This is a genomic window from Streptomyces sp. NPDC047706 (assembly GCF_043204795.1).
GTDB lineage: Bacteria > Actinomycetota > Actinomycetes > Streptomycetales > Streptomycetaceae > Streptomyces.
Window position 1 is genome coordinate 8,434 of sequence record NZ_JBIDCW010000029.1, and the last position, 12,201, is coordinate 20,634.

Consider the following 12,201-nt stretch of genomic DNA (forward strand, 5'->3'; position numbering starts at 1 on the left):
CGGCTGGTTGTCGCCGTTGAAACCGGCCGTGCCGTTGCCCGCGACCGTGGTGATCTGCCCGGTCGCCGCGTCCACCCTGCGCACCCGGTGGTTGCTGTGGTCGACGATGTACAGATTGCCGCCGGCGTCCACCGCGACACCCCGGGGATGGTGGAGTTGGGCGTAGACGGCCGGCTGGTTGTCGCCGTTGAAACCGGCCGTGCCGTTGCCCGCGACCGTGGTGATCTGCCCGGTCGCCGCGTCCACCCTGCGCACCCGGTGGTTGCTGTAGTCGGCGATGTAGAGATTGCCGCCGGAGTCCACAGCGAGTTTGCGAGGGTTGTTGAGTGGGGCGCAGACCGCCGGCCCGTAGTCGCTGCTATAGCCCGAGGTGCCGTTGCCCGCGACCACGTAGATGGCCGGCTCACGCTCGGCGACACGCGGTTTTTCAGCATTTGTCACAGCTGTTGTCCTTTGCATCCAGACGGTGAGGGACGGTGAGGGAATGCGCCAGCACAGCCCAACGTCACACGCCGGAGAAACCGGGGTCGCGCGATGGGCAAGCTGGAGTAGATGGGGAATGAAACGCCTGGCACGGGCATCCGGTTTACGCGGCCGGATGACAAGCGGGTGGGGCTCTCGGGCTTCTCCCACGACAGGGGACGGCCGCCGCGGGCCCTGCGTAGGCGTGGTCGGGCTGCGGCGCTGCGTACCGTCGTACCGTCAGGGACACGCACGCCTTCCGGCTTGCGGGTCCGGGGTGCCGGTCTCGGGGCGGCGGCCCATCTCACTGGCATCGACGAGCGTGCCGAGTGCGTGCCTGCGCATGGCGTTGCGCGGGCTGGTCTTGCTCAGGGATTCGATGGCGTCGCACCAGATGTCGAGGTCGGGGGCTGCGCTCAGTTCGATGGAGCGGGCCTTGGCCCGGCGGGATGCGCGTGCCCAGGTGTCCGGGTCGCGCAGGGACGTCAGGGCGTGGATCCAGGCGTTGAGGTCGTCGCGGTAGGCGAAGATGCCTGCTTCGCCCAGGGACTCGACGAGGCCGGGGGTGGGGTGGGCGATGACCGGGATACCGGAGGCGAACGCTTCGACCGCTACCCGTCCCCAGGACTCGTACAGGCTCGGCATGAGCATCACGCGGGCGCGACTGTAGACGTGTTCACGCATCTGCTGTCCGGGCACTCCGTCGAGGACCTCGCAGTTGGGCAGCCGTGGTGGCGGCATGATCTGCTGTCCGTAGGCTCCGCGGACGCCGAGGAACTTCCATTCCGGTGTCCAGGCGGCGATCTGCCAGAACAGCTCGCCGCCCTTGTCGGGGTTGAGGTTGACCAGGGTCGCGCAGTCGCCGGGCTGGGTGCGGTACTCCTGCGCGATCACCGGCGGCCGGACGACGATGCTGCTGCGGGGCAGGAATTCGCGCGGGTAACCGGCGTAGAAGATTTCGGCGTCCCGTCTGATCCACTCGCTGTTGTAGACGACCAGATCCGCGCCGGCGGCGTTGTGGAAGCTCACGGCGAAGTTGTCGTGGCAGATCACGGCCAGCGGAATCCGGCGGTCTCGGGCGAGTCCCGCTACCAGGGGCACGTTCTCGAAGTGGGACAGCAGCACGTCCGCACTCTGGGCACGGGCGGCGAAGTCCAGGCCCTCCTGGAAGGGGACGACGTGCACCCCGTCGATCTCGTAGCTCTTCTCGATCTTGCCGGGATGAGACAGCCAGACCTCCACCCGGTGGCCACGCTCGGCCAGCGGGCGGAGCATCGAGTGCAGCATCCACTCGGAGCCGGCGTTGTGGTCCGGCGGATACCCGTACACCCGGGCCACGATGGCCAGGCACCGCCCTGTGGGGGGCCCAGCCAGCCTGTATAAGCGGGATGCCGCTGCGTCCACCTGCAAGATCCCCTCCGAATCTCAGGAAAGCCGACGGTGGCGAAGCAGGCGGAGCGGTCCGAGTGCGCTCTGCGACGCCTTCGGGCCGGGCACCCCTACACCTTCGGCAGAACACCAACGCCCATCCAACTACCCAACGTAGTCAGGCGAATTCATAGTGTGTCCGCCATGTGGGCGAGCGTACGGAAGCTCAACAGACGGCCGCGTGAGCCACTTGACCCGCGCAAGCGGCTCCCGAGCGCCTCGCCTCCTCCCCGCACACCCCCAGGGCCCGGTACCTGGAGCCGGGGAGGGGAGCCGACCGCCCCGGGAACTTGAGGGTGCGTCATCCGCCCGAGGCAGGCGAAACGATCAGCCCTTGCTGCGTTCGCGTACCGGAGATCGCCGCGTTGTCGATGAGGACGTCGAGGTGTCCCGCCTCTTGACGGATCAGGTGCGCGGCGGCTTGTACGGAGTCGTCGTCGGTGAGATCGAGTTGAACGGCGCGGGCGCCAATCTGTTCCGCGGTCTCCTGCCCGCGCTTGAGGTCACGTGCGCCGAGGTAGACAGCGTGGCCGACCCCGGAAAGGCATTGGGGGCGGCCTCCAGGACGAGTCCGCGGGTGGCTCCGGTGATGATTGTGGCCGTCATGAGACGGGGAAGGCCCGGCCCCCACCGTCCGGGCAGCTCCGCTCAGGATCGGTCGCGTGACGCCATGTCGCGCGATGGGCCGGGCTCCGGGCTGCTCTTCGGCGAGCCGTCCGCCGACCACTGCAGGAGGAAACGCAGCGCCTCCGCGGAAGGGGTGCCGGGACGCGCCGTGTAGGTGATCACTGACTGGCCGCGCTGCCCCTCGATGGCCAGCTGCTGGACGTCCAGGGTCATCGGGCCGACCACGGGGTGCTGATAGGTCTTGCTGCGCGGCTTGGCGCCGCGCACCCGGTGGCTGCCCCACCAGGCGCGGAAGTCATCGTCCTTGACGCTCAGTTCACCGACCAGGGCAGCCAGCGCCGGGTCCTCCGGGTAGTGGCCCGCCTCCATCCGCAGGACCGCGACGCACTCGCGGGCGATACCCGCCCACTCCCGCCCGTACAGCGCACGATAGGCGGGGTCTAGGAAGGTCAGGCGGATGAGGTTGCGGCGCTCCGGCGGCAGGGCGTCGAAGTCGGTCAGGAGTGCGGTGGCGGGTGCGTTCCAGGCGAGGATGTCCTGTCGGCGGTCCACGACCAGTGCCGGCACGTCGTGCATGCTGTCCAGCAGCTGCTGGACCTGCGGGAGCACCCGCGCGGACGCCGCGCGGGATGCTTTCGGCTGGGCTACGTCGGCGATGGAGAACAGGTACGCGCGTTCGTCCGGGGCCAGTTCCAGTGCGTCGGCCAGTGACTCCAGCACAGCCCGCGAGACCCGGCGGGTTCGGCCCTGCTCAAGGCGCACCACGTAGTCCACGCTGACGTGGGCACGCTCGGCCAGTTCTTCTCGGCGCAGTCCGGGCACGCGGCGGTGCCGCCCGTCGTCCGGCAGGGCCAGACGCCCGACATCGACCGCGCCTCGCTGAGCGCGCAGGAAGTCACCGAGCGCGTTGTCGTTGCGGTGCTGACGGGCGGCAGAGGTCATGCCTTCATTGTGGGCGCCTGTTCCCGGTATGTGCCTGGTACGGCCAGTCCTAGGGTGCGCTGTCCCTGGTCGCATCCGTCGCGGCGGTCGAGCATCGAGTTGTCCCTGACGGACGGCACGTACCGCGCCGAGTCCGTCACCCTCCGTCAATAGTCCGAGGACTGCTTCAATGATCACGTATGACCAGCTCTTCATCGGTGGCCAGTGGGTGGCTCCCGCTTCATCGGGCCTGATCGAGGTGCGCTCACCGCACGATGGCTCCCTCGTCGGCCACGCCGCCGAGGCCACGACGGTGGACGTCGACGGGGCCGTGGCCGCTGCCCGCACCGCCTTCGAGGAGGGGCCGTGGCCGCGCATGACTCCGGAGCAGCGGCAGGAAGTCGTGGCCCGGTTCGATGAACTGCACCTGGCCAGGGCCACCGAGATCGCCCATCTGATCACGGCCGAGAACGGGTCCCCGTACTGGTTCACCTCGATGCTGCAGATCGCTGTGTCCGGACAGACCCAGGGCTATCTCCAGGGCGCCCGCGAGCTGGCCTGGGAGGAGCACAGGCCGGCGACCGGCGACGGGGAGACCGTCGTACGCCATGAGCCGGTCGGTGTGGTGGCCGCGGTGATCCCGTGGAACGCTCCGCACCAGTCGGCGCTGGCCAAGTTGATCCCCGCGCTGCTCGCCGGCTGCACGGTGGTGCTCAAGCCGTCCCCGGAGACCGCGCTGGACGGACTGCTGCTCGGTGAGATCTTCGCCGAGGCAGGATTCCCCAAGGGAGTGGTCAGCATCGTGCCCGGCGGCCGTGAGACAGGCGCCCACCTGGTCTCCCACCCCGACGTCGACAAGATCGCCTTTACCGGCTCCACGGGAGCGGGCCGCGCCATCGCGGGCGCCGCCGCGGAGAGCTTCAAGCGCATCACGCTGGAGCTGGGTGGCAAGTCCGCCGCGATCGTTCTGGAGGACGCCGACCTTGACGCAGTGGTGGCGGGCCTGAAGTACAGCTCGTTCGGCAACAACGCCGAGGCGTGCATCGCGCATACCCGGATCCTCGCGCCGCGCAGCCGGTACGAAGAGGTCGTTGGGGCGGTCGCGGCGCTCGCTGACAGCCTCACGGTGGGCGATCCCTCGGATCCGGAGACCTTCATCGGCCCGATGGTCCGCGCCGACCAGGCAGAGCGGATCCGTTCGTACATCGAACTCGGTGTCAGGGAGGGCGCACGGCTCGTCACCGGTGGTCCGGACGTGCCCGAGGGCCTGGAGGGAGGGCACTACGTGCGACCCACCGTCTTCGCCGACGTCGACAACTCCATGCGGATCGCCCGCGAGGAGATCTTCGGTCCGGTCCTCGTAGTCATTCCCTTCGACGACGAGGACGAGGCACTCCGCATCGCCAACGACTCGCCATACGGGCTCGGCGGCGCCGTGTGGACCGCGGACCGCGAGCACGGTCTGGAGATCGCCCGCCGCGTCCGCACCGGCACGTTCCACGTCAACGGCGCAGCCCTCGACATGCAGGCCCCGTTCGGCGGCTTCAAGGCCAGCGGCATCGGCCGCGAGTTCGGCGGCGCCGGCCTGAGGCACTACACCGAACTGAAGGCCATCGCCATCTGACCCCCGGCCGAGCCCCGGCGCGCAGCCGCCGTACGCGGCCCTGGGCTGCGATGCCGCAGGTGGGGTGGGCCTCCTGACGGACCACCCCACCTCAACGCAGGCCCTTTGGCACGGCCGATGACGGCTACACGGCTGCACCACCCGCTGATTCCACCCAGTGCGCCGTGGGGCGCTCCAGGCACGGTCTCAGAGGACGCTCCGTCGCCTGAGACCGACACCAACTGCACCTGGGATCGCATGCGCACCCACTGGACGTTCACCACCTGGCACCGGCCCCTGAGACTCCGCGGCTCTTGATGGACGGCACCGTAACCGTCCTGAAGTTCTTCTTCGGCCTGTGGTTCTTCACCGCAGGCGCCCAGGCGGCAGCCGCCTTCGCAGACGAAATCCCTGGTGGGCATGGAGGAACCTCAGGTTCGCCTCCGCCCATGTGCCACGCCGATGTGTCCACCGGCTGCTCACCCTGGCGCTGGCCACGGGCGCACTCGTCACGGCGACCGGTGCTGCCGAGGTGGGACCGGTTCCCCCTTACGCTGCGGCGCTGACGGGCTGCTCGGCCCAGACGGTCTTGCGAAGATCCTCGTAACGGGCGCCCCATCGCTCGGCCCATTGGGTTCTGGCGGTCGGCGCCTCCCCGGCGGCGAGGCGCCGACCGCCGGGTACGGGCCGCTGGAGGCCGTCGCCTGCAGCAAGCCCAACCTCAAGCGGATCGCCACCCGCTGGCCGGGCATACTCCGCGTCGCCGGATCGCTGGGGGCCGTGCTCGCCGAGTACGAGCGGATCGACAAGTCCTTGCAGCTGCTCACCCTGGTCAACCCGGTCGACGACACCTACCGGCGGCTGATGAACCGGCAACTGACCCCGCAGGAGCCCCGGCACCGTCTCGCCCGCGCGAGCTGCCACGGCGGCCGGGGCCGGATTCGGCAGGCGTACCGCGAAAGCCAGGAGGACCAGCTCGCCGCCCTCGGCCTGGTCCCGACGCCGTGGTGCTGTGGAACACCCGGTACCTCGATGCGGCCGTCGCTCAGCTCCGGGGCGAGGGCCACATCATCAACGACGAGGAGCTTGCCCACCTTTCCCCGTCCGAGGACCGGCACACCGACTTCCCGGGCCGGCACCTGTTCAACATCGAGCCAGGGCCTGCGCCCCCTTCCGCGATCCCGACGCCGTCGAGGACCTCGACCGCGAGGAGGGATCCGGCATTCGAGCGGCGTGCATCCGGCGACGCGTCGGCGCACGGCCTGCTCCGCGAGCCGCATCTACTGCTGGGGAGGGAAGTCCGCGCCGCGCGAGGTGGTCTCGTAGGTGCGCAGCTCTTCGAGCATGTCTTCCAGGTGGCCGTGGACGGTGTCGTAGCCTGATGCGCCCAGAACCAGCCGGTGGGGAGGTGTCTGCTGCTCCATTGCGCTGACGACGGCCCGCACTCCTCGATGGGGGTCGCCGGGCTGCCGGCCGTCCTGGTCGACCATGGAGGCGCGGACGGACTCGACGAACGGGAGGTAGGCGCCGACCGTCTCGGACACGGGTTCGTCCGCGAAGGCGGAGTACGCGTGGGTGCGGAAGGCGCCGGGTTCGACGGCCAGGACATTGATGCCGAAGGGGGCTACTTCGTGCCGCAGCGCCTCGGTGAGGCCCTCGACGGCGAACTTCGCGGCGCTGTAGTAGCCGAAGCCGGGCACGCCTCTCAGGCCGGCGACCGAGGACATGTTGATGATCCATCCGGTGCCACGGGCTCGCATGCCCGGGAGGACTGCGCGCAGGACTTCGGTGACGGAGAAGAAGTTCAGTTCGAAGGACCGCCGGACGTCGGTGTCGGCCGTGCCTTCGACGGAGCCGTACCAGCCCCGGCCCGCGTTGTTGACCAGGACGTCGATGCCTCCGAAGCGTTCCTCGGCCGCACGGACGGCATCATGGACCTGCCCCGTGTCGGTGACGTCGAGCGGCAGGACGAGCGCTCTGTCACCGTGGCGGCCGGCCCATTCCTCGAGCAGGTGCGGGCGGCGGGCGGTCAAGGCGACGTTGTCGCCGCGCTCCAGCGCGACGTCGGCGTAGGCCGGGCCGAAACCGCCCGGAGTACCGCCGGTGATGAACCAGGTCCTCATACTTCCTCGTGATCCTTCGGTGGGCGGCCCGATGAACTCCGTGACGGGCCGGGGTCGTCAGGGGGCGATGACGAGCTGGCTGATCCGCCCCTGCTCGTCGAGGACGAAGCGGTAGCGCAGGTCAACCTGCCCGCCGGGGAAGTCGCCTTCGAGGCGCTGTACTGCGGTGTACCGGTCGGGACCGTGGCGCTCGGCTCCGACGAGCGTGGCGGTGTAGGTGTACTGGATGCTGGTCTGCTCCAGCCAGCCGCGGATCGCGGTCGCGCCGCGGTAGGTACGGCCGTCGTCGGTGACGGTGGCCTCGGGTGCGAGCGTGGCCACGGCGGTGGCGACGTCTTTCGCGTCGTGGGCCCGCAGGTAGCGTGTGACGGCCTCCGGCAGGTCGGCGACATCGACGGGGTCGGTGCGTTCGGTCATGTGTGCCTCACAGGTGGCGTTGGACGGCGGCGGGCCGGGCGCCCGACCGCGGCGGAGTGCCGGACGTGGTGTCCGGGCTGCTCCGTGCGGCCGCACGAAAGGGCACGCCCTTGGCAACTGCTAAAATGGAAGCCAGTTACTTTCACTTTAGCAGTAACCCGGGAGGGTGCCATGCCGAGCCGGATCCGGCTGGAGGATCGCGAGTGCCCACTGTCGGCCACGGTCCAGCACGTCGGCGAGTGGTGGACGCTGCTGATCCTCCATGACGCCTTCGACGGCTATACGCGCTTCGACCAGTTCCAGCAGAGCCTGGGCATCTCCACCAGCATGCTCACGGCTCGGTTGAAGGCCCTGGTCGCCGACGGCCTGCTGGAGCGGCGGCCCTACCAGACGAACCCGGTCCGCCACGAGTACGTCCTCACCGGGCGCGGGCACTCCCTGCGCCCCGTGATCGTCGCCTTGGCCGCATGGGGAAACCGGCACCTGGCCCCGCAGGACCGGTCCATGATTCTCGTCGACGCCGAGACCGGCCAGGAAGCGGAGCCGGTCGTGGTCGACGCCCGCACCGGGAAGAGCCTCGACGACCATGACGCGTACGTCTTCAGCGCTGGGCCGGCAGCCAGCGCGGCGATGCGGGCACGCTATGCCGAACTCGATCGGCAGCGGCGATCGCGAAGCGCCGACCCTGAAGACGGAAAAGGCCTCAGTGTCGGCTTTCCCATCGAAACCTGACATCACCTCCGTCGCCGTGCCGTACGAGGCCGCCACATGCGTCACACCTCGTAGGATCGGAACTACCTTTGGTGACGATCGCGGAGGCGGCTTCCTGCCGCGGAATGTCGGACTGACATACCGGCTGGTTGAAGCGCCCGGACTACGCTGTGCGGCAACCCACGCCATACGGATACCGCCACTCCCCCATGGTCGTCGACCGTCCGTTTGCCATGGCAGGCCGATACCGACTCCGGTTGCCGACAGCACCCCATGGACGCATGCTCGCAGGGCCGCGTGGTGGAGGGCATCGGTGATGGTCATGCCGCCCGAGCAGGACAGCCACCGGCTGCGGGTTGAGAGCCAGTCGGCGAACGTGCGGCTGCCCCGCCGGAGTCGGTGAGGATCAGCGTCTGCTGTCCGCGCCGGTACTCCCTGGGCAGCCGCGCCGCGCGAGCCTCGAACCCGCCCCCGTTGATGGTGAACCACAACCGACGGCCTCGTACCGGCACCAAGCCGGAAGCCGGGCCGCCGTTCTTCTCCAACTGCGGCGCCTCCACCGCGGGGCGCGACCGGCACTGCCGGAGCCGGCGGTTGCCGCGCCCGTGCCGGCTGCGTGGCAGCCGGCTTTCAGACGGAGGAGCGGACGACGAACTCGGCCTTGACGCGCACCGTCTTGTGGACCTTGCGGCCGTTCAGCCGCTCGGTGAGCAGCCCGGCGGCGGCTCGGCCGACCTCTGCCGCCGGGTAGCGGATGGTGGTCAGCTGGGGACGGACCAGGCAAGCGAAGGAGGCGTCGTCGTGCCCTACGAGGGCGACGTCGCCGGGGATGCCGATGCCGAGTTCGTGGGCCTTGTCCAGGGCGCCGACGGCGATCACGTCGTTGCCGCAGAACACCGCGTCGGGGCGGTAGCGGCGGTTCATCAGCTCGCCGAAGCCCGCCGCGCCGGCCTCCCGGGTGTGCTCGCCGCGGACCACCAGTTCGTGCGGCAGTGACATGCCGAACTGCAGGGCCAGCGCGCGCAGGTGCTTCAGACGAGGGTCCCCGCCGGTGGCGTCGCGGGGGCCTGCGATCATCGCGATGCGGCGGCGTCGCGCCGCGGCCACCTGCTCCAGCGCCCGCCGGGTCGCCACGCGCGCGTCGGGCGTGACGAGGTCGATCGGGCCGAAGGACACGTCGGCGCTGACGACGACGGGTATACCGGCGTCGACGAGCGGCTTGAAGTCGTCCGGCTTGAGCCGGAACGGGGTCATGATGACGCCGGCGAACCGCTGCTGGACCGCCTCGGCGAGCAGGGCGCGTTCCTCGTCCCGGCGCGCGCGGGTGTTGCACACGACGACGTGCAGCCCGAGGCCACGCAGTTCCTCCTGCAGTGTCGCCGCGAGCTGCGCGAAGAAGGGGTTGGCGATGTCCGGCACGATCAGGGCCACCAGGCTCGACCGGCCGGTGCGCAGGCTGCGCGCCGTGACGTTGACGGTGAACGACAGTTCCTCGATCGCCGCTTCCACCGCGACCCGGGTCCGCGGGGCCACCGGCCGCTTGCCGGAGAGTACATAGGAGACCGTGGCCGACGACACGCCTGCGGCCCGGGCGACATCGGCCATCGTGACCCGCTCTCGCACCACACACGCTCCCTTCGACGGCCACCCTACTTCACCTGCGGTGAGACCGTGAAAGCGCTCTCCGCGCAGGGCTCGGTCCACGGCACCGCCCCTGGCTGCGCGGCCCTCACCACCCGGCGCAGCCGCACCAGCGCGCTGGCGCAGTCCCCCGGCGGCAGGTCGGGCAGCGGGAGACCGTAGGCCATGAGGGTCGCCCCCGACCACTCCCGTCCGCTGTCCTCGTCCCGGTAGCGGGCCGCTGCCTCCAGGCCGCGCAGGCGCAGTGGCGGCTCCGCAGGGCCGTACGCGGTGGTGGGCCGCCAGATCAGGACGACCGTCCTGTCGTCGTCGGCGTACTGCACGGCGGTCAACGGGCCGTCCCCCGGCGGCAGGAGGCGGAACTGTTCTCCTCGCTGCACCACGGCACGGATGTCCTTGTACACCTGGACCAGTTCCGCGGCCTCGGCGAGTTCGGCGTCCGTCCACCGCGTCAGGTCCCCTCCGATGCCGAGCACTCCGGCCATGGCGCTGTGGAAGCGGAACCGCAGCGGCACCGTCCGTCCGGTCAGCGGATTGGGGCTGTCGGTCACCCATGCCGACATCACGCGTGCCGGGTACAGCTGGCTGAAGCCGTGCTGGATGCGCAGGCGGTCCACGGCGTCGGTGTTGTCGGAGGTCCATACCTGGTCGGTGCGGCTCAGGATGCCCGCGTCGACGCGTCCGCCCCCGCCCGCGCACGCCTCGATGCGCAGCCGGGGGAACTCCGCCCTCAGCTCATCCAGCACCCGGTACAGCCCTCTGGCGTGATCGACGTGAACGCGCCTGGCGTCGGGGCCGCCCGCGTGGGTGCCCGCTTCCGTGAACGAGCGGTTGAAGTCCCACTTGAGGAAGTCGACCGCGTTCTCGGTCACCAGCCGGCGCAGCCATCCCAGGGCCCAGCCGGTCACCTCGGGCCGGGAGAAGTCGAGCACCATCTGGTGGCGCAGCTCGGTGGCCGTGCGGTCGGGGAGGTGCAGGACCCAGTCGGGGTGCGCGCGGTACAGATCACTGTCGGCGTTGACCATTTCGGGCTCCACCCACAGACCGAAGGCCATGCCCAGGCGGTGCACCTCGTCGGAGAGCGGACGCAGCCCTCGCGGGAACCGCTGCGGATGGGGCGTCCAGTCGCCCAGTCCCGAGCGGTCGTCCTCACGGCCGCGGAACCAGCCGTCGTCGAGTACGAACAGCTCCGCGCCGGCGGTCGCGGCACGGCGGGCGAGGGCGATCTGGTTGTCCTCGCTCACCTCGAACCACGTGGCCTCCCAGGAGTTGTAGAGGACCGGCCGCAGTTCCTGCGGCTGCGGCAGGACGTGCGCGCGCAGGTGACGGTGGAAGGACCGGCTCGCGCCTCCGAAGCCGTGGCTGCTGTGCAGACCCGGACTGACCGCGGTGCGGTGCCGGCCACCGGGCCTCAGGCGCAGTTCGGCACCCTCGTGTCCCTCGCCCGCCAGTACGCCGGTACGACCGGCGGCGGTGCGCTGGGCGGTGATGCGCCAGCTGCCGCTCGACGCGAGCGCGACGACCCAGACGTCCCCGTGTTCCTCACCGGTGTCTTGGGGGTCGAGGGCGATCCAGGGGTTGGCGTGGTGTCCCGTGTGGCCGCGCCTGCTGCCCAGCGTGGTCTCGCCGACCGGCAGCGCCGACCGCTTGAGGCGGCCTTCGGCGGACCATTCCCCGTGCACGGCGCTCAGCCGCCAGTCCGGTCGCTGCGGGAGCGGCCAGTGGGCGCTGGCGTACCGGACCAGCAACACATCCCCGTCCTGCGGGGTGCCCGTGTGTACGAACTCCGTCCACCGTTCCACCACGTCGCCGTCCGGTGGGACGCGGTAGTGCAGGTGCCAGGCCAGCGGCCGGGTGCGGTCCCGCAGGAGGACGGCCACGTGGTCGCCCTCGAGCAGGACCACGTCCTGGACGGTCGGTTCGAGGGGACTGCTGCCGTCGGCGAAGCGCACCTCCAGGGCGGGCGCGGCGAAGCGGGCGCCGCCGTCGACCGGGTACTCCTCGGTGCCGTCCCAGCGGCCGGCGAAGCTGTTGTCGTTCTCGCTCCACAGCGGCAGCGAGACGGCGTCGGCCAGGGGCAGGGAGGCGCCCCAGTGGACGTGCCTGACGGTCCCCGCGGCACGGTCCACCCGCAGGACGTAGGCGCCGCGGTCCGTGCGCAGCATCACTGTGCCGCTGTCCTCGTCCAGCTCCACTCGGCGTGATGCACCGGCGGACGACGACGGGACCGGGTGGGCGGGTTCGGTGGTCACGTGACCGTTCCTCATC

10 protein-coding genes and 2 pseudogenes are annotated in these 12,201 nt (G+C 70.3%); 4 read left to right on the top strand and 8 right to left on the bottom strand.

Annotated elements, in window-relative coordinates:
- The 4 genes and pseudogenes from ACGF8A_RS28540 to ACGF8A_RS28555 all read right to left on the bottom strand — a co-directional run.
- Nucleotides 1-441, bottom strand: a pseudogene (locus ACGF8A_RS28540) (hypothetical protein); the annotation flags it as partial.
- Between the two features lie 261 nt (nucleotides 442-702).
- Nucleotides 703-1,809: a glycosyltransferase family 4 protein gene (locus ACGF8A_RS28545; protein ID WP_393113160.1), complete on the bottom strand. Its 1,107-nt coding sequence runs from the start codon at nucleotides 1,807-1,809 to the stop codon at nucleotides 703-705.
- Between the two features lie 382 nt (nucleotides 1,810-2,191).
- Complete coding sequence (locus ACGF8A_RS28550) at nucleotides 2,192-2,617, bottom strand: SDR family oxidoreductase (protein WP_393113075.1); 426 nt, start codon at nucleotides 2,615-2,617, stop codon at nucleotides 2,192-2,194.
- Nucleotides 2,539-3,459 carry a helix-turn-helix transcriptional regulator gene (locus ACGF8A_RS28555; RefSeq protein WP_393113077.1) on the bottom strand — a complete coding sequence of 307 codons (921 nt, stop codon included), beginning with the start codon at nucleotides 3,457-3,459 and terminating at the stop codon, nucleotides 2,539-2,541. The genes ACGF8A_RS28550 and ACGF8A_RS28555 overlap by 79 nt, the downstream gene beginning before the upstream one ends.
- A 169-nt stretch (nucleotides 3,460-3,628) precedes the next feature.
- Between ACGF8A_RS28555 and ACGF8A_RS28560 the strand changes: the two genes are divergently transcribed.
- The 3 genes and pseudogenes from ACGF8A_RS28560 to ACGF8A_RS28570 all read left to right on the top strand — a co-directional run bounded on the left by ACGF8A_RS28560 (nucleotide 3,629) and on the right by ACGF8A_RS28570 (nucleotide 6,423).
- A complete protein-coding gene (locus ACGF8A_RS28560; RefSeq protein ID WP_393113079.1) occupies nucleotides 3,629-5,062 on the top strand; it encodes an aldehyde dehydrogenase in 1,434 nt (477 codons plus the stop codon).
- A gap of 441 nt (nucleotides 5,063-5,503) precedes the next feature.
- Nucleotides 5,504-6,025: pseudogene (locus tag ACGF8A_RS28565) on the top strand (Tn3 family transposase); the annotation flags it as partial.
- Between the two features lie 23 nt (nucleotides 6,026-6,048).
- Nucleotides 6,049-6,423, top strand: coding sequence for a Tn3 family transposase (locus tag ACGF8A_RS28570; RefSeq protein ID WP_393113081.1), 375 nt, complete (start codon nucleotides 6,049-6,051; stop codon nucleotides 6,421-6,423).
- Here the strand turns inward: ACGF8A_RS28570 and ACGF8A_RS28575 are convergent.
- Both ACGF8A_RS28575 and ACGF8A_RS28580 read right to left on the bottom strand, forming a co-directional pair.
- A complete protein-coding gene (locus ACGF8A_RS28575) occupies nucleotides 6,322-7,164 on the bottom strand; it encodes an SDR family NAD(P)-dependent oxidoreductase (RefSeq protein ID WP_393113083.1) in 843 nt (280 codons plus the stop codon). The genes ACGF8A_RS28570 and ACGF8A_RS28575 overlap by 102 nt on opposite strands.
- 57 nt (nucleotides 7,165-7,221) lie before the next feature.
- Nucleotides 7,222-7,581, bottom strand: a complete 360-nt coding sequence (locus ACGF8A_RS28580; RefSeq protein ID WP_393113085.1) for a nuclear transport factor 2 family protein — start codon at nucleotides 7,579-7,581, stop codon at nucleotides 7,222-7,224.
- 171 nt (nucleotides 7,582-7,752) lie between these two features.
- On the opposite strand from ACGF8A_RS28580, the gene ACGF8A_RS28585 reads away from it, so the two are divergent.
- Complete coding sequence (locus ACGF8A_RS28585; RefSeq protein WP_393113087.1) at nucleotides 7,753-8,313, top strand: winged helix-turn-helix transcriptional regulator; 561 nt, start codon at nucleotides 7,753-7,755, stop codon at nucleotides 8,311-8,313.
- Between the two features lie 609 nt (nucleotides 8,314-8,922).
- Here ACGF8A_RS28585 and ACGF8A_RS28590 read toward each other — a convergent pair.
- Both ACGF8A_RS28590 and ACGF8A_RS28595 read right to left on the bottom strand, forming a co-directional pair.
- Nucleotides 8,923-9,918, bottom strand: coding sequence for a LacI family DNA-binding transcriptional regulator (locus tag ACGF8A_RS28590; RefSeq protein WP_393113088.1), 996 nt, complete (start codon nucleotides 9,916-9,918; stop codon nucleotides 8,923-8,925).
- 23 nt (nucleotides 9,919-9,941) lie between these two features.
- Nucleotides 9,942-12,098 carry an alpha-galactosidase gene (locus ACGF8A_RS28595; RefSeq protein ID WP_393113161.1) on the bottom strand — a complete coding sequence of 719 codons (2,157 nt, stop codon included), beginning with the start codon at nucleotides 12,096-12,098 and terminating at the stop codon, nucleotides 9,942-9,944.
- Nucleotides 12,099-12,201: the final 103 nt, after the last annotated feature.

Excerpts from the sequence above, each read along its gene's own strand:
- ACGF8A_RS28555 (WP_393113077.1), bottom strand. The coding sequence starts at position 3,459 with ATGACCTCTGCCGCCCGTCAGCACCGCAACGACAACGCGCTCGGTGAC.
- ACGF8A_RS28560 (WP_393113079.1), top strand. The coding sequence starts at position 3,629 with ATGATCACGTATGACCAGCTCTTCATCGGTGGCCAGTGGGTGGCTCCC.
- ACGF8A_RS28575 (WP_393113083.1), bottom strand. The coding sequence starts at position 7,164 with ATGAGGACCTGGTTCATCACCGGCGGTACTCCGGGCGGTTTCGGCCCG.
- ACGF8A_RS28580 (WP_393113085.1), bottom strand. The coding sequence starts at position 7,581 with ATGACCGAACGCACCGACCCCGTCGATGTCGCCGACCTGCCGGAGGCC.
- ACGF8A_RS28585 (WP_393113087.1), top strand. The coding sequence starts at position 7,753 with ATGCCGAGCCGGATCCGGCTGGAGGATCGCGAGTGCCCACTGTCGGCC.
- ACGF8A_RS28595 (WP_393113161.1), bottom strand. The coding sequence starts at position 12,098 with ATGCTGCGCACGGACCGCGGCGCCTACGTCCTGCGGGTGGACCGTGCC.